At 35.6% G+C, this 15,702-nt stretch carries 14 protein-coding genes; 9 read left to right on the top strand and 5 right to left on the bottom strand.

Translation table 11 applies throughout. From position 1 onward, the window contains the following. Positions 1–41: 41 nt before the first annotated feature. The 5 genes from trxA (at position 42) to IGL48_RS06190 (ending at position 4,985) form a co-directional block, all read left to right on the top strand. The gene (trxA, locus tag IGL48_RS06170) at positions 42–356 is read left to right on the top strand and encodes a thioredoxin (RefSeq protein WP_002357703.1); all 315 of its coding nucleotides are present in this window, start codon (positions 42–44) and stop codon (positions 354–356) included. Between the two features lie 164 nt (positions 357–520). Continuing rightward, positions 521–2,317 carry an excinuclease ABC subunit UvrC gene (gene uvrC, locus IGL48_RS06175; protein WP_002366633.1) on the top strand — a complete coding sequence of 599 codons (1,797 nt, stop codon included), beginning with the start codon at positions 521–523 and terminating at the stop codon, positions 2,315–2,317. A gap of 151 nt (positions 2,318–2,468) precedes the next feature. Further along, positions 2,469–2,726, top strand: coding sequence for a DUF3884 family protein (locus IGL48_RS06180; RefSeq protein ID WP_002366634.1), 258 nt, complete (start codon positions 2,469–2,471; stop codon positions 2,724–2,726). Between the two features lie 104 nt (positions 2,727–2,830). Next, the gene (locus IGL48_RS06185) at positions 2,831–3,730 is read left to right on the top strand and encodes an ABC transporter ATP-binding protein (protein ID WP_002357699.1); all 900 of its coding nucleotides are present in this window, start codon (positions 2,831–2,833) and stop codon (positions 3,728–3,730) included. Next, positions 3,723–4,985, top strand: coding sequence for an ABC transporter permease (locus IGL48_RS06190; RefSeq protein WP_002357698.1), 1,263 nt, complete (start codon positions 3,723–3,725; stop codon positions 4,983–4,985). Before IGL48_RS06185 ends, IGL48_RS06190 begins: the two co-directional genes overlap by 8 nt. A 35-nt stretch (positions 4,986–5,020) precedes the next feature. Here the strand turns inward: IGL48_RS06190 and IGL48_RS06195 are convergent, their stop codons facing one another. Next, positions 5,021–6,019, bottom strand: coding sequence for a LacI family DNA-binding transcriptional regulator (locus IGL48_RS06195; protein ID WP_002360405.1), 999 nt, complete (start codon positions 6,017–6,019; stop codon positions 5,021–5,023). 141 nt (positions 6,020–6,160) lie between these two features. Between IGL48_RS06195 and IGL48_RS06200 the strand changes: the two genes are divergently transcribed. Next, on the top strand, positions 6,161–7,555 hold the full coding sequence (locus tag IGL48_RS06200; RefSeq protein WP_010712419.1) for a 6-phospho-beta-glucosidase: 1,395 nt from the start codon (positions 6,161–6,163) through the stop codon (positions 7,553–7,555). A 25-nt stretch (positions 7,556–7,580) separates the two neighbouring features. Here the strand turns inward: IGL48_RS06200 and IGL48_RS06205 are convergent, their stop codons facing one another. Next, positions 7,581–8,087: a hypothetical protein gene (locus IGL48_RS06205; RefSeq protein WP_002357693.1), complete on the bottom strand. Its 507-nt coding sequence runs from the start codon at positions 8,085–8,087 to the stop codon at positions 7,581–7,583. Between the two features lie 245 nt (positions 8,088–8,332). Between IGL48_RS06205 and abc-f the strand changes: the two genes are divergently transcribed. Continuing rightward, positions 8,333–9,799 carry a ribosomal protection-like ABC-F family protein gene (gene abc-f, locus IGL48_RS06210; protein ID WP_025190724.1) on the top strand — a complete coding sequence of 489 codons (1,467 nt, stop codon included), beginning with the start codon at positions 8,333–8,335 and terminating at the stop codon, positions 9,797–9,799. Positions 9,800–9,839: 40 nt separating this feature from the next. Here abc-f and IGL48_RS06215 read toward each other — a convergent pair whose 3' ends face one another. Together IGL48_RS06215 and IGL48_RS06220 are read right to left on the bottom strand one after the other, a co-directional pair. Further along, a complete protein-coding gene (locus tag IGL48_RS06215) occupies positions 9,840–11,126 on the bottom strand; it encodes an NAD(P)/FAD-dependent oxidoreductase (RefSeq protein ID WP_010824633.1) in 1,287 nt (428 codons plus the stop codon). Between the two features lie 122 nt (positions 11,127–11,248). Then, the gene (locus IGL48_RS06220; RefSeq protein WP_002357690.1) at positions 11,249–12,307 is read right to left on the bottom strand and encodes a type I restriction endonuclease; all 1,059 of its coding nucleotides are present in this window, start codon (positions 12,305–12,307) and stop codon (positions 11,249–11,251) included. Positions 12,308–12,546: 239 nt separating this feature from the next. Here IGL48_RS06220 and gdhA point away from each other — a divergent pair, with 239 nt between their 5' ends. Together gdhA and IGL48_RS06230 are read left to right on the top strand one after the other, a co-directional pair. Further along, positions 12,547–13,893 (top strand): NADP-specific glutamate dehydrogenase, encoded by a 1,347-nt coding sequence (gene gdhA, locus IGL48_RS06225; protein WP_010824634.1) that lies wholly within the window; start codon positions 12,547–12,549, stop codon positions 13,891–13,893. 181 nt (positions 13,894–14,074) lie between these two features. Then, positions 14,075–15,424, top strand: coding sequence for a glucose-6-phosphate isomerase (locus IGL48_RS06230; RefSeq protein ID WP_002357685.1), 1,350 nt, complete (start codon positions 14,075–14,077; stop codon positions 15,422–15,424). Positions 15,425–15,489: 65 nt separating this feature from the next. On the opposite strand, the gene IGL48_RS06235 is transcribed toward IGL48_RS06230, so the two are convergent. Then, complete coding sequence (locus tag IGL48_RS06235) at positions 15,490–15,669, bottom strand: hypothetical protein (RefSeq protein ID WP_002357684.1); 180 nt, start codon at positions 15,667–15,669, stop codon at positions 15,490–15,492. Positions 15,670–15,702 lie beyond the last annotated feature (33 nt).

A 15,702-nucleotide genomic window follows, 5' to 3' on the forward strand; every position in this document is an offset into this window, starting at 1 on the left:
ACTAAGCATGTAATAAGAGTAAAGAGTAGGAGGTTTGTGAAATGACACAAGCAATTACCGATAAAGATTTTGCAACAGAAACAGATGAAGGATTAGTCTTAATCGACTTTTGGGCAACTTGGTGTGGCCCTTGTCGTATGCAAGCACCCATCTTAGAACAATTATCTGAAGAATATGATGAAGACGAAGTGAAAATCGTCAAAATGGATGTGGATGAAAATCCTGCAACACCAGCAAGTTTTGGAATCATGAGCATCCCAACATTGCTATTGAAAAAAGATGGCGAAGTTGTTGAAAAAGCAGTCGGTGTTCATACAAAAGACCAATTGCAAGCAATGATTGCCAAACACTTATAAACGTTGATTAGTCATTACGAATAGTCTGATTCAGTCTGAAGAGAAATCATTAGCGATTGTCTTTTCAGGCTGTTTCTTTCGTACATAAAGTAGCGGCTTTTTTTGTTTAATTACAAAAAGAGGTGTATAATAGACGAAGCATTTTGTTAGAAAGGAAGTATCGTATGAACGAACGAATAAAAAATAAATTAGCACTGCTTCCTGATCAACCTGGTTGTTATTTAATGAAAGATAAAAACGGCACGATTATCTATGTTGGGAAAGCCAAAATTTTGAAAAACCGTGTCCGATCTTATTTTCGTGGTAGCCATGATACTAAGACAGAACGATTAGTCAGTGAAATCGATGATTTTGAATATATTGTGACAGAATCGAATATTGAAGCACTTTTATTAGAAATTAATTTAATCCATAAAAATAATCCCAAATATAACATCATGTTAAAAGACGATAAAACCTATCCTTTTATCAAAATCACAAACGAAAAATATCCTCGTTTAATGATTACTCGAAAGGTTTTAAAAGATAAAGCGTTATATTTCGGGCCATATCCAGATGTAAATGCAGCGAATGAAACAAAGAAACTGTTAGATCGGCTTTTTCCTTTGCGAAAATGTAATCCGTCGCAAAAAACACCTTGTTTGTATTATCATTTAGGACAATGTCTGTGTCCCTATGCTTTTGATGTGGATCCGCAAGTCTACAAAGATATGGTGGAAGAGATTAAAGGGTTTCTCTCTGGTGGACATACAGAAATTCAGGACCGCTTACAAGAAAAAATGGCTTATGCAGCTGCACATATGGAATTTGAAAAAGCTGCAGAATTTCGCGATCAAATTAAAGCGATTGAAACAGTTATGACCCGCCAAAAAATGACGAATGTAGATTTAATTGATCGTGATGTGTTTGGTTATGCTGTTGATAAAGGCTGGATGTGTGTTCAGGTATTCTTTGTCAGACAAGGAAAATTAATCGAACGTGATGTATCGATTTTTCCATTTTATGATGATGCCAGTGAAGCATTTTTAACTTTTATTGGACAATTTTATCAAGAGAATGAGCATTTTGTGCCAAAAGAAGTCTTGATTCCTGATGACATTGATAAAGAAAGCGTCGAAGCTTTATTAGCTACGAAAATCTTGCAGCCGCAACGGGGAGAAAAGAAAAAACTGGTTAAATTAGCCAGTAAAAATGCTGCAGTTGCTTTAAATGAAAAATTCGATTTGATTGTACGGAAACAAGAACGAACAATTGGCGCAGTTGAAAAATTAGGCAATGCGATGAACATACCTGCGCCCATTCGAATTGAAGCATTTGATAATTCAAATATTATGGGAACAAACCCTGTTTCTGCGATGGTTGTGTTTATTGACGGACGGCCAGCTAAAAATGAGTATCGAAAATATAAAATAAAAACCGTCCAAGGTCCTGATGATTACGCTTCTATGAGAGAAGTCATTTATCGCAGATATTCACGAGTTTTAAAAGAAGGCTTGCCTTTTCCTGATTTAATTTTAATCGATGGTGGTAAAGGCCAAGTCGATGTTGCTAAAGATGTGTTAGCCAATCAACTAGGAGTCGATATTCCTGTAGCTGGATTAGCCAAGAACGACAAGCACAAAACGAGTGAACTTTTATTTGGTCCAAACTTAGAAGTTGTACCATTGGAAAGAAACTCACAAGAATTTTTCTTGTTGCAACGAATCCAAGATGAAGTCCATCGTTTCGCCATCACATTCCATCGTCAATTACGTAGTAAAAATAGTTTTGCTTCCAAATTAGATAACATTGAAGGCTTGGGACCGAAACGCAAAAAAAATCTTTTAAAAGAATTTAAATCGCTTAAAAATATTACGGCAGCCAGTGTTGAAGAATTAAGAAAAGCTGGGTTACCTGAAACTGTCGCAAAGAATGTGTATCGTCATTTGCACCAAGAAACAACCTCTGAGATAGAAAAATAAATGAAAATGAACCAGACCAATTAGGTGCTTTTCCTAATTTGTCTGGTTTTTTTATTCAATTTTTTCATGAAAAGTTGAACTATCAAGAAAATATGATAACGATTTCTTTCGTGATATACTAATACTAACTTAAAAGAGAGGACGTCTGATCATGAAAATACTAACACCCGTTTATCAAATAAAATTTAAAAAAGTACCAAATCAATTACTGATTGATGAGCGTTTAATGAATGAATTGGGTAGATGGCTGAATCGTACAGGTCGAATTTGGGCCTGCCAATCATCAAAATCGGCAAAGGAATTTAAAAATACATTTTATGAAAGCACAGGCTTGACCGCAAATGAAGTGCATATTTCTACCGAGACGGATGGCCTTTTTCGTTTAGCAGAAAATAAAGCGTCTGATTAAAGTGCAACATCTTTCCATAACGATTGTCATTGACAAGCCAACACAGGAAAGATACGATATGAGTAACTAAACAGCGGTTTAGAAAAAGTGAAGGGGGCGTTTATGTGTTAGAGGTAAAAGAGTTAGTCAAAACCTTTGGGGATTTTAAAGCAGTTGATCATGTATCCTTTACGATACCGGACGGGAAAATTTTAGGATTAATTGGCCAAAATGGTGCCGGAAAAACAACTACGTTTCGCTTGATTTTAAATTTTTTAACACAAGATAGCGGGTCGGTTTTATGGAATGGCCAACCATTAAACGAAAAAGAATACAATATTATTGGTTATTTACCAGAAGAACGGGGTTTATATCCTAAAATTACGATTGAAGACCAACTAATTTATTTCGCTTCGTTGCGGGGAAAAACTAAAAAAGAAATTGAACCTAAAATTGACTTTTGGATGGAAAAATTTCAAGTTAAAGGCAAAAAAACGGATAAAGTTAAATCTTTATCAAAAGGAAATCAACAAAAAGTTCAATTGATTGCGACACTTATTCATGAACCGAAGTTAATTATTTTAGACGAGCCTTTTAGTGGCTTGGATCCAGTTAATGCAGAATTATTAAAAGACGGCATTATTGAATTGAAAAATCAAGGTTCTTGTGTCATTTTTTCCAGTCATAATATGGACAATGTGGAGAAAATCTGTGACCATTTAGTCATGTTAAAAAATGGACGCATGGTTTTAGATGGTCAGGTTCATGAAATTCGACAACAATTTGGTCGAACAAAATTATTTTTAGAATCACCGTTATCTGTTGAGGAAGTTGCTGCTACAGCAGGTGTGAAAGAAGCACACTTGCGACAAGATGGCGTCTTAGAAGCGACATTAGAAAACGCTGAAGTGGGCAAAGTGTTGTTTGATAAAGCGACAGCCAACGGCTACATTCCAATGTTTAATCAACAACCACCAACATTGGAAGAAATTTTCAAAATGAAAGTAGGTGGGCAAGATGAGTAAATTTTGGATTATTGCGACTGATGTCTATAAGAAAAATGTGAAGTCGCTGTCTTTCTTAATCATGATTTTAGCGCCATTTCTTCTTGTAGGAATTGTTTACTTAGCGGGCTCTCTAGCTAGCGGTTTTTCAGGAGATACTACCATTGGTCTGGTTTCGGAAAACCAAGCGCTGGTTAAAGAGTTGACAAAGAATAAAACAGAGGACTTTTCTTTCAAAGCTGTTTCTTCTGAGAAAAAGGCCCAAGAACAATTAAAAGACGAGAAAATTGATGCCTATTTACTTTTGGACACTACAGATAATCAGATTTCTGGTCAGCTTTACTCTGAACGCTCTTTAGGAAATGCAACCGAGATGCTAATTCCTCAAATGTTAAACCAATTACAAACAATGGCGAATGCCAATCGTTTAAACCTAACAGCTGAGCAAGTTGCCATGTTGAATCAACAAGCAACATTTAAAAAAGCCAAAATTAGTTTTGATGAAAATGGCAAAATAAAAACAGGAGAAGATAACACAGGGATTCAAATGGCGTTAGCAATGGGGATAACAATTTTGTTATTTGTCTTCATCAGCAGTTATTCTTCAATTATTGCCCAAGAGATTGCTTCTGAAAAAGGCACTAGAATCATGGAAGTTATTCTCTCTAGTACAAAAGCGCAAACCCATTTTTATGGCAAATTAACTGGGGTTATTCTAGTAGCTTTAACACAAATTTTCATTTACGGAGTGGCGTTTGTTCTCGGCTATTCTCAATTGAAAAATCTTGATTTTATGAAAAGTCTATTAAGTGGTATTTCACCACAAAGTATTTTTTCATCAACCTTTATTTTTACATTAGGCTTTTTCATTATTGGTATTCTCGTTTTTGCTGTTTTGGCAGCACTTTGTGGTTCTCTTGTTTCCAAACCAGAGGATACAGCAAAAGCAGTTCAGCCCATCATGTATATTGGTTTAATCGGTTATATGATTGGCATTACGTTTGGGACGAATGATCCGCAAAATATCGTGGTGAAAGTGACTTCCTTTATTCCGCTGATTTCGTCATACATTATGCCAGTACGCTTGGCGACCGAAACGGCATCAACAATGGAAGCAATTGTCTCATTAGTGATTTTGGCAGTTTTTGGAATTATTTTAACAATCTTCTCTGCTCGTTTATACAAATCAAACGTTCTTGTATACAGCGAAGGCGGCATGATTCAATCCTTAAAACAGTCAATTTCTATTTTAAAAAATGAACAAAAGCATAAATAATTTTTGTTTAACTCTAAAAGGACCCGGTAAATCAGTCAAAGTGACTGATCTGCCGGGTCTTTTTTAGGCACCGTTCGTCGTTCAACTAGACGAACGGTTAATTTTTTTTCAGGAATGTTCGTCTGATTTAATTGGTTGTATAGGTAAATAAATGAGTTTTCGGCTTGATACTGAATGGCATAATCAACAGTCGTAATATGCATCAATTCACTGACATAACTATTATCAAAGCCAATGACAGCGACATCGCGAGGAACGGCATAATTTAGATTTTCAAGTTCTGAAATAAACTCAGCTGCTACGTGATCATTATAAAAGGCCAAAGCTTCTGGCTTTTCGGTTAATTGTTGCCAGTAATGGGCAATTTTGCGACCAGAATGGTTAGTATACTGATCATTAATCAGCCACTCAGCTTGCCAAGGTGCCTGAGTGTTTTCATAAAAATCTTTCATTGCACGTTTTCGTGCGTGCGTGTTTAAATTTTCGGGATTACCGAGGACATGACCAATTTTTTGGTATCCTTGTTGTTGTAAATATTCTAAGGAACGATAATAACCAGAGTAATGATCAATGTAGGAAGAATATATATTGGGTGAATCGATACGATGCCAGGTTGCTAAAGGGCCATACGCGCTGTAAGGCTCAATCACCGACCATTCATTTGTTCGTGTCAATAAAAACAAGCCATCTAATTGTTTGTATTTTAATTGGTTCAAGGCATCAATTTCTTTCTGCTGATCGCCATCTGTAAAAAATAAGGTTACGGAATAATTGTATTTTTTGGCAATTGAAATAAAGCGATTCAAGAAAATACCTAAGGAACCTAAATAGCTAGGGGCTAAAAAGCCAATGGTTTTTGTGGCACCTGCTCGTAAATTCCGCGCCACATAATTCGGGGTATAATTTAATTCTTTCATTGCTTTGAGAATTTTTTCTTGACTATCGGCACTTACATATCCTTTTCCAGAAATTAAGCGAGAAACAGTCGATTTCGAGACACCGGCAACTTTTGCTACATCAATGATAGACGTCATTTTTTACCTCCAAAGTGGAATGTATTCTTATAAGAAGTATAGCATACATTTTTTTGAAAATAGTGCTTGACATGGGAACATTCCCATAATTTATCCTAAATATGTAAACGATAACAATTTAATCAAGGAGGAAGAAGACGGATGACAAGAGGAGCATTAAAAATTGCAACAATTGGTGGCGGTTCTAGTTATACACCTGAATTAATTGAAGGATACATTAAAAGAAAAGATGAACTGCCAATTAAGGAAATTTGGTTAGTCGATATTGAAGCTGGTAAAGAAAAATTGGAAATCGTTGGTGCAATGGCGAAGCGCATGATTAAAGCTGCTGGTTTAGATTGGGAAGTTCATTTAACATTGGACCGTGAAGCAGCCTTAAAAGGGGCGGATTTTGTTTCAACACAGTTTCGTGTAGGATTATTAGATGCTCGCATTAAAGATGAACGGATTCCTTTGTCCCATGGGGTATTAGGCCAAGAAACAAATGGCGCTGGAGGAATGTTTAAAGCATTTCGAACAATTCCTGTCATTTTAGCTATTATTGACGATATGAAACGTCTTTGCCCAGATGCTTGGTTAGTGAATTTTACCAATCCAGCTGGAATGGTTACGGAAGCCGCAATTAAACATGGCGGTTGGAAAAAAACAGTTGGCTTATGTAATGTGCCGATTGGTCATAGAAAACAAGCGGCCGAAATGCTGGGAATTCCAGAAGAAGACTTATTCTTTAAATTTGCTGGAATTAATCATTTCCATTGGCACCGCGTTTGGGACAAAGAAGGACAAGAGCGAACACAAGAACTCATTGATTTAATTTACGGGCCTAAGCAAGAGCAAGAAAGTCATTTGAAAAATATTTTTGATGCGCCGTTCCATTATGAACAGTTGAAAGATTTAGGAATGTTACCATGTGGTTATCATCGCTATTATTATATTGAAGATGAGATGTTGAAGCATTCCATCGAAGAGTATGAACGGGGCGAAACAAGAGCACAAGTGGTTAAAGAAACGGAAAGTCGTCTGTTTGAACTATACAAAGATCCCAAACTAGATTACAAACCAAAAGAATTAGAAGAACGGGGCGGCACACACTATAGCGATGCAGCTTGTGAAATGATTGCATCAATTTATAATGATAAACGAACGGATATGGTTGTTTCTACTGAAAACAATGGGACAATTACTGATTTACCGTATGATTGTGTTGTAGAAGTGTCTGGTCCTGTGACAGCACATGGCCATGAACCTTACAACTGGGGAGCCTTTCCGCCAGCAGCACGAGGAATTATTCAAAATATGAAAGCTATGGAAGAAACGGTTATTCGAGCAGCCATAAATGGTGATTACGGCGCAGCATTGCATGCTTTCACTATTAATCCATTAGTTCCTGGCGGCGTCATGGCGAAGACCTTGTTGGACGAATTATTAATTGCCCACAAAGCGCATTTACCGAATTTTGCAGATGCGATTAATAAAATTGAAGAAACACAACCAGAAACAGTCACATATGTGGCCGAATTAATGAAAAGTAATTAAAAAGTATCGCACGCTAAAGATTCGTTTAGTGTGCGATACTTTTTTTAGAATAGGAAGCAAAGGATTCCGTTTTTTTCTTGACAGTAAAATGATAGGTTTGTTGGCGGAACAGCCACTGAATACCAGAGTAAATTAAAATTTCAGCAATAATAAATGTCGAAAGTTTCTGTGCGGAAAGGAATAATAGCGTTAAAATTAAAAATAAGACGACACAGGTATAAAAAACGTGTTGCAATTTTTTAGAATTGATAATCGTGATTTCTTTGGTATCTTCAGTAACTTCAATGCGCCGATAAAACTGGAACCAGCCTTCATAGAACGTTAAAACATCCCCAGGATCAGCCTCAATTTCAATAGGTACATTAGTAAAAAGTTTCCCTTGATGCACACCATTTTTATAAAATGTAAAATAGCGTAACGCGCCCCAAGCTGATGTTTTTCGTGTCAATGTAATCTTCATGGTTTTCACCTCCGTCTTTATTTTGCCATAGTTTCGGTAAAATTGTATCCTACTAAAGTCCGATTCTCTCATTTTAGGGTCAGAATTGACAAAAGAAAGCAGAGGTGTTAATGTGGGAGTAATTAAACGAGGAGGTATAATTGTATGTTGGCATCTATCAGAATTTGGATTGACTTTTTGACAAAATAAATTGAATAAATCTTATCAAAAAGTCTGAAATTAAAATTCATGGGTGGCGTGTGTACTTTTATACGAAACTACAAGGATAGCGATTAGGCTGTCCTTTTTTGCGTACCCAAGATTCTTTCGTTTCAGAAATGAAAGAAGAGGGCAAAATGAAAAAATTAAGTATTCATCTGAAAGACGTAAGTATTCACTTTTCGGGAAAACCAATTCTAGAAATTGATGAATTATTTGTATATGAAAATGAAAAAATTGGGATTATTGGTAAAAACGGCGCAGGAAAATCAACACTGCTCAATTTAATTATGGGTAAGATTCAATCAGACAAAGGAAAAGTTCAAAGATTGAACGACTTTCATTACTTGGCACAAGTAGCTGAAGAAATAACGAATGAATCAGAGAAAACTGATAAAAACTGTTTGCTAAATCAGAAAAATCAAAAACTAAGTGGTGGCGAAAAAGTCCAAAAACGCTTAGCAACATTATTTTCAGAGTATCCAACCGGGGTTATTTTAGATGAACCAACTACACATTTAGATAAAGAACATCGTCAGTTGTTAGTGGCAGATTTAACGTATTATTATGGGACTGTTTTATTTGTTAGTCATGATCGCTTTTTCTTGAATCAATTAGCAGAGAAAATTTGGGAAGTTTCGGATGGACATGTCAAAGAATATTTAGGAAACTACGATGCCTATTGTCGTCAAAAAGAATTGGAACAGCAAACACGATATAATGTCTATCATCAGTATCAAAAGGAAAAGAAAAAATTACAGGAATCTTACACAAAGAAACAAGCACAAGCGCAAAAATCTAGTCATGTTTCAAAAAAACAAAAACAAAAGCAAATTAAACCTAGTCGTTTAGCTGGTTCTAAACAAAAAGATACCGTACAAAAAGCACTCCAAAAACAAGCGAAAGCGATTAATGCCAGAATTGACAGATTACCCGATGTTGCGCAAGCAAAACAAGAGCGAAAAATTATTTTTCCTACTAATAATCAGTTCTCTTTATACAATCCATATCCAATTAGAATTGAAAATTTAACTTTCGCTTATGAGAATCGAACAATTCTTAACCAAGTGAACGTTCAAATTCCTTTAAACGAAAAAATAGCACTTTGTGGAAAAAATGGTGCTGGGAAGAGTACCTTCCTTCAACAAATTGAAGCTCGTCACCCGGCCATTTACTTTTCTCCCAAAGTCCGGTTAGGAACATATCATCAATTAGATTATCGATTAAAAAATGATGAACCACTGTTGACTTATTTATTGAAGCGGACAAATTATTCTGAAAAGATTGTGCGTTCACTTTTATATCGACTAGGTTTTCAACAAGAAAATTTACAGACAAAGATATCTTCTCTAAGTGGTGGCGAAGCCATAAAAATTACTTTGGCTCAATTATTTATAGAACCAAATAATATCATCTTATTGGATGAACCCACCAATTTTCTTGATTTAGAGACAATCCAAGCACTTGAAGAATTTATAAGTGCCTATCAAGGAACAGTAATTTTCACTTCGCATGATGAAACGTTTGTGGAAAAAGTAGCCACCCGCACTATTTATTTAGAAAACGGGAAAATTATTGATAAATAAAAAAAGTAAACAAAAAGTCGCTATTTTAGCGACTTTTTGTTTAGACTTCTTCAATTGGTAAATAGGTGTATTCTGCAATTTCTGCGGCATGGGAGCCAGCAACATGTCCAGTGACAAATGCAGCTGTAACATTGTAGCCTCCAGTATAGCCATTAATATCTAAAAGTTCACCAGCAAAAAATAAACCATTGACTAATTTGCTCTCCATTGTTTTAGGGGTCACTTCTTTGAGGGAAATCCCACCGCCTGTGACAAAAGATTTTTCCAAAGGCAATGTTTTCGTAACAGTGAACTGAAAGTCTTTCAGTAGTTCCACAAAGGAAAGACGTTGCTTTTCTGTTAGTTGTTTGGCAGGCACTTCTTCAATTGCTAGTTTCTCTAGATAAAAAATGAGCAGACGTTCTGGTATTAAAGAATGAAAGGCATTTTTTGCCACTTTATTTGGCTGTTCCTCAATCATGCAATCAACATTTTTCAGCACTTCTTCAAAAGATTTTGTCGGAAACACATCCAAGGCTACCGTGACAGGCTGATTGCCGTTGCGAGTTAATTCTTGGTTAATAAAACTAGAACAGCGGAGCGCCGCAGGTCCTGAAATGCCAAAATGTGTAAACAGCATATCCATTTGATGATTAACTAAAGGTTTTCCTTTTTGGTTCAAAACAGTTAAATTAACATCTTGTAAAGAGAGACCTTGCAACATTTTATCAAGGATAAAACGTTCTTCAGAAATAACAGGCGATTCGGTAGGGTAGAGCGGGCTGATGGTATGCCCCATTTTTTTGGCTAGTTTATAGCCATCACCAGTTGCTCCTGTGGAAGGATAAGTGCGGCCGCCAGTTGTTAATACAACACACGGTGCATAAATTTTTTCCAGTTCGGTTTCAACGCCAATTATTTGATCGTCTTTTCGTAGTATTTTTGTGACCTGTGTTTTTGTAAAAACAGTGACTCCTAATTCGTTAATGCGGTTAAATAGCGCATCAACAATTGACTTCGATTTATCTGTAACAGGGAACATGCGTCCGTGATCTTCTTCTTTTAAGTGAATACCATTGGATTCAAAAAAGTTCATGATATCATAGTTATCAAATTGTGAAAATGCGCTGTACAAAAATTTTCCATTCCCAGGAATAAATGAAATGATTTCTTCTGCGGGCCGATTATTGGTTACATTACAGCGGCCGCCACCAGTCATTAATAATTTTTTCCCAACACGGCGATTTTTTTCAATCAATAATACTTGAGCGCCAGCTTCTGCGGCCGCAATCGTGGCCATCATACCACTCGTCCCAGCACCGACAATAATTACATCAAATTTCTTCATAGTTCTCCTCCAATTCAATAGGTAGTGTACCATAATTACGGGATTTTTTCTGGATTTAAGGAAAAAAATAAATAAAACTAAGGAACCAGCTAATTGAAAATTTACTAACTGGCTCCTTAGTTTTATAAGAACTCGTTTACAATTTTTATTATTTTTTCTGAATGATTAGACACATCTAATGGTGATTCGATTGAAATTAATTCTTTTAATCCGTTGTTTAGTTCTATTTTCATACCATTATTATTCATGTAAAATCTTAAAATCCATTTTCTGATATTATTATCTAGGAGTACATTAAAGTAACTTTTATTATCTCGGTAAAATATCCTATCCAACACTACTGTATCTTTTAAAATGAGTTTAGAAATTGTGTAAACTTCTAATTCTTCAGGAGTAGTAACTATATTATTCTCGATTTCATCTTCAGGCTGTTCAGACAAATCATCTTCTTTGTCCGAAACAGAAGTATTTAATGCAGCACTTAACTTTTCATTTACTTTTTCATTGATAAATTGATTTATTCCTTTTTTTATTATAGGTGTAAACTTATCTAATGTTTGTTTAGTTTTTACTCCGCCATAAATTTCTCCAACAAAATATTTTACAAAATCTTCTGAAGGGTCTAAAAGCTGATCTGATAAGAAAGCTTTAAATTTATTTAAATATTTCAATTCAGAAGCGCTACTTGTAATTTTATCAATATCAAATGTGTCTTTATGGAATTTAGCAATTTCTGGTATTTGTGTATCCTTCAAATTAGTTATATCAATAGTTAAAAATGGAGAGACGTCCATTTTGTTGGGTTCTTCCAAATCGGTAAAAAATTTATATTCTTTACCATTTGTTAATATTCCAAATTTTGATGTCGTAGTCCCAAAATATCTAAATAATTGAGAATCATGTTTTGTTAATTGCTCGTTGACAGATTTTGCTTCAATTAACATAGTAGGAATACTATCAATTACTATCGCATAATCTACTTTTTCCCCTTTCTTAATCCCTACATCAGCAGTAAATTCTGGAACGAATTCCAAAGGATTAAAAATGTCATAACCCAGTATTTGAAAGAAGGGCATAATTAAAGAAGTTTTGGTTGCTTCTTCGGTAGCAATATTTTCCTTTAATTTTGTTACTCTTTTACCTAACGATTTTAAATCATCTTTAAATTTTTCCATTTCCATAAATATTCCTCTTTTCTTTAAATACATCTTGATGTATAAGAGTGTATTTAATGCAAAATATCAACAAATTTTTATCTTTGCTTACTAATTTTATATTACATACTTTACAAAAATATGTCAACGCTTTCATTAGCGCAATAAAAATGCAAAAAAGAAATAAATAAAAAAATAAACGTTTGACTATGGTAATTTTTGAATTTTCAGTTAAAATAAACCTATAACAATGAGAGGATGATTAAATGGACGCAAAACAATATGTTAAAAATATTCAAGAAAAAATTCACCAATTAGACCAAGGTCAAACAGAATATTTACAAGCAGTCGATGAGTTTTTACCAACCGTAGAAGGTTTTTTAGAAAAAAATCCTCAATACATTGAAGCAAATGTTTTAGGTGTCTTGATTGAACCTGAACGTATTTTTCAATTTCGTGTGCCGTGGCAAGATGACCAGGGCAATTGGCATGTGAACAGAGGCTATCGTGTCCAATATAATTCAGCGATTGGGCCATACAAAGGTGGTTTGCGGTTTCATCCAAGTGTGAATTTAAGTGTGATGAAGTTTTTGGCCTTTGAACAAATTTTTAAAAATAGTTTAACTGGTTTGCCAATCGGTGGCGGCAAAGGCGGTAGTGATTTTGATCCAAAAGGTAAGTCAGATGCTGAAGTGATGCGCTTTTGTCAAAGTTTCATGACCGAACTTCAAAAACATATTGGTCCAAGTACAGATGTTCCAGCAGGCGATATTGGCGTAGGCGCTCGTGAAATTGGTTATTTGTTTGGCATGTATAAACGCTTGCGCAACTATGATGCAGGAGTGTTGACTGGAAAACCTTTAGGATACTGGGGAAGCCAAGCAAGAACAGAAGCGACGGGTTATGGAACGGTTTATTTTGTTAAACATTTATTAGCAGATAAAAACGATACGTTTGAAGGCAAAAAAGTCGCTGTTTCTGGTAGCGGGAATGTCGCAATTTATGCCATGGAAAAAGCAACTGAGCTAGGCGCCACAGTAATCACATGTTCCGATTCGTCTGGTTTTGTCTATGATCCAGAAGGAATTGATGTGGCGTTAGTAAAAGAACTAAAAGAAAAAAATCGTGAACGCATTTCAAAATATGTTGAAACACGTAAAGGCGCAACTTATTATGACAAAGAATCTGTTTGGGATTTCGAAACAGCGTATGACATTGCGTTACCATGTGCAACACAAAATGAAATCAACGAAAAGCAAGCTGCTATTTTAGTGAAAAACGGAGTGAAAGTCGTGGCAGAAGGCGCAAATATGCCTTGTACACTAGAAGCAGTCGCCGTTTTTGCTAAATCAGCTGTAATTTATTGTCCAGGCAAAGCCGCTAATGCAGGTGGTGTTGCGGTTTCTGCCTTAGAGATGAGCCAAAATGCTGAACGTTTAGCTTGGTCCTTTGAAAAAGTTGACGGTATGCTAGATCAAATTATGCAAAACATTTATGAGATTTGTCGTGATACGGCTAACGAATATCAGGCACGAGATAACTTTGTTTTAGGTGCGAATATTGCTGGCTTTGAAAAAGTAGCGGCAGCGATGCTAAGTCAAGGACTCGTTTAATAACAAAAAATGCTAGGATTTCCTAGCATTTTTTCTTGGTTTGTTTGATTAAGAGAATAAATATCTCTAATTAAATAGTTAAAATTAAACAATTGGTCTATCCAAAAGAATTTGCTTGAAAAAATGTCTAAAAACACGTAAAGTATACATGTAGTAAGTTTACTTTCGAGGAGGAAAAGGAATGTCACACATTCAATTAGATTATTCCAAATTAGCACCATTTGTTGCTGACCATGAATTGGAATACATGCAAACACAAGTCACTGCAGTGGACAAAGCATTACGTGAAGGTACAGGAGCTGGTAATGATTTTACTGGCTGGATTGATTTACCAGAAAACTATGACAAAGAAGAATTCGCGCGCATTAAAAAAGCAGCAGCAAAAATTCAATCTGACTCTGAGGTATTAGTAGTCATTGGTATCGGTGGTTCATATTTAGGTGCCCGTGCAGCAATTGAATTTTTGACACATTCATTTAATAATCTATTATCCAAAGAAGAACGGAAAGCGCCACAAATCTTCTTTGCTGGAAATAGCATCAGCTCAACTTATTTAGCTGATTTAATCAATGTGATTGGTGATCGTGATTTTTCTGTCAACGTTATTTCAAAATCTGGAACTACGACAGAACCAGCGATTGCTTTCCGCGTCTTTAAAGAGTTATTAATTAATAAATATGGCAAAGAAGAAGCCAATAAACGTATTTATGCGACAACTGACCGTGCTAAAGGAGCAGTAAAAGTTGAAGCTGATGCGGAAGGTTGGGAAACATTTGTGATTCCTGATGATGTGGGCGGCCGTTTCACTGTTTTAACGCCAGTAGGTCTTTTACCAATCGCTGTTAGCGGTGCGGATATTGATCGTTTAATGGAAGGTGCAAATGATGCACGTAAAGAATACGGCGCAACGAGCGACTTAAAAGAAAACCAAGCCTATCAATATGCTGCGTTACGTAACATTTTATATCGTAAAGGCAAAACAACTGAAATGTTAATTAACTATGAGCCTGGCATGCACTATTTCTCTGAATGGTGGAAACAATTATACGGTGAATCAGAAGGAAAAGATGGCAAAGGTATTTTCCCAGCAGCCGCAGACTTTTCAACTGACTTACATTCTATGGGTCAATATGTTCAAGAGGGTATGCGTAACTTATTTGAAACAGTGGTTAAAATTGAAAATCCACGCCATAGCATTTCAATTCCAGAACAAAATGAAGACTTAGATGGCCTAGGCTATTTACAAGGAAAAGAAATTGACTTCGTCAATACAAAAGCGTTCGAAGGTACGTTGCTTGCTCACACAGATGGTGGTGTGCCAAACATGATCGTTAAAGTGCCAACAATGGATGCTTATTCATTAGGTTATGTTATGTACTTCTTTGAAATTGCGGTGGGCATCTCAGGTTACTTAAATGGGGTTAATCCATTTGATCAACCAGGTGTTGAAGCTTACAAACGCAACATGTTCGCTTTATTAGGTAAACCAGGTTTTGAAGAATTAGCAAAAGATTTAAATGCACGTCTATAATTTGTAAATAACAGAAGAAAAGAGCCAGAAACATTTACGTTTCTGGCTCTTTTCTTCTGTTTAAATTATTTTTCCAAAGGTTCGTTCCATTTTTTAGGACTCCAAATGGTTCCTTCCAATGCAACTTGAAGACTTTCATTATCATCTTCTAATTGTTCAATATATTTGATGGTTTCCTCGATAATAAAAGAGTTGGGTTCTTCGCTGATTGACTGAAGTTGTTCTGCTAACCATGTATTTCTCATTTTTCTTCACCTCAAAATGTAGTCTATCATAGG

The organism is Enterococcus sp. DIV1090 (genome assembly GCF_050537975.1).
GTDB lineage: Bacteria > Bacillota > Bacilli > Lactobacillales > Enterococcaceae > Enterococcus > Enterococcus faecalis.

Coding starts and splice junctions, on each gene's coding strand:
- trxA (WP_002357703.1), top strand. CDS start 42: ATGACACAAGCAATTACCGATAAAGATTTTGCAACAGAAACAGATGAA.
- uvrC (WP_002366633.1), top strand. CDS start 521: ATGAACGAACGAATAAAAAATAAATTAGCACTGCTTCCTGATCAACCT.
- IGL48_RS06180 (WP_002366634.1), top strand. CDS start 2,469: ATGAAAATACTAACACCCGTTTATCAAATAAAATTTAAAAAAGTACCA.
- IGL48_RS06190 (WP_002357698.1), top strand. CDS start 3,723: ATGAGTAAATTTTGGATTATTGCGACTGATGTCTATAAGAAAAATGTG.
- IGL48_RS06195 (WP_002360405.1), bottom strand. CDS start 6,019: ATGACGTCTATCATTGATGTAGCAAAAGTTGCCGGTGTCTCGAAATCG.
- IGL48_RS06200 (WP_010712419.1), top strand. CDS start 6,161: ATGACAAGAGGAGCATTAAAAATTGCAACAATTGGTGGCGGTTCTAGT.
- IGL48_RS06205 (WP_002357693.1), bottom strand. CDS start 8,087: ATGAGAGAATCGGACTTTAGTAGGATACAATTTTACCGAAACTATGGC.
- abc-f (WP_025190724.1), top strand. CDS start 8,333: ATGAAAGAAGAGGGCAAAATGAAAAAATTAAGTATTCATCTGAAAGAC.
- IGL48_RS06215 (WP_010824633.1), bottom strand. CDS start 11,126: ATGAAGAAATTTGATGTAATTATTGTCGGTGCTGGGACGAGTGGTATG.
- IGL48_RS06220 (WP_002357690.1), bottom strand. CDS start 12,307: ATGGAAATGGAAAAATTTAAAGATGATTTAAAATCGTTAGGTAAAAGA.
- gdhA (WP_010824634.1), top strand. CDS start 12,547: ATGGACGCAAAACAATATGTTAAAAATATTCAAGAAAAAATTCACCAA.
- IGL48_RS06230 (WP_002357685.1), top strand. CDS start 14,075: ATGTCACACATTCAATTAGATTATTCCAAATTAGCACCATTTGTTGCT.
- IGL48_RS06235 (WP_002357684.1), bottom strand. CDS start 15,669: ATGAGAAATACATGGTTAGCAGAACAACTTCAGTCAATCAGCGAAGAA.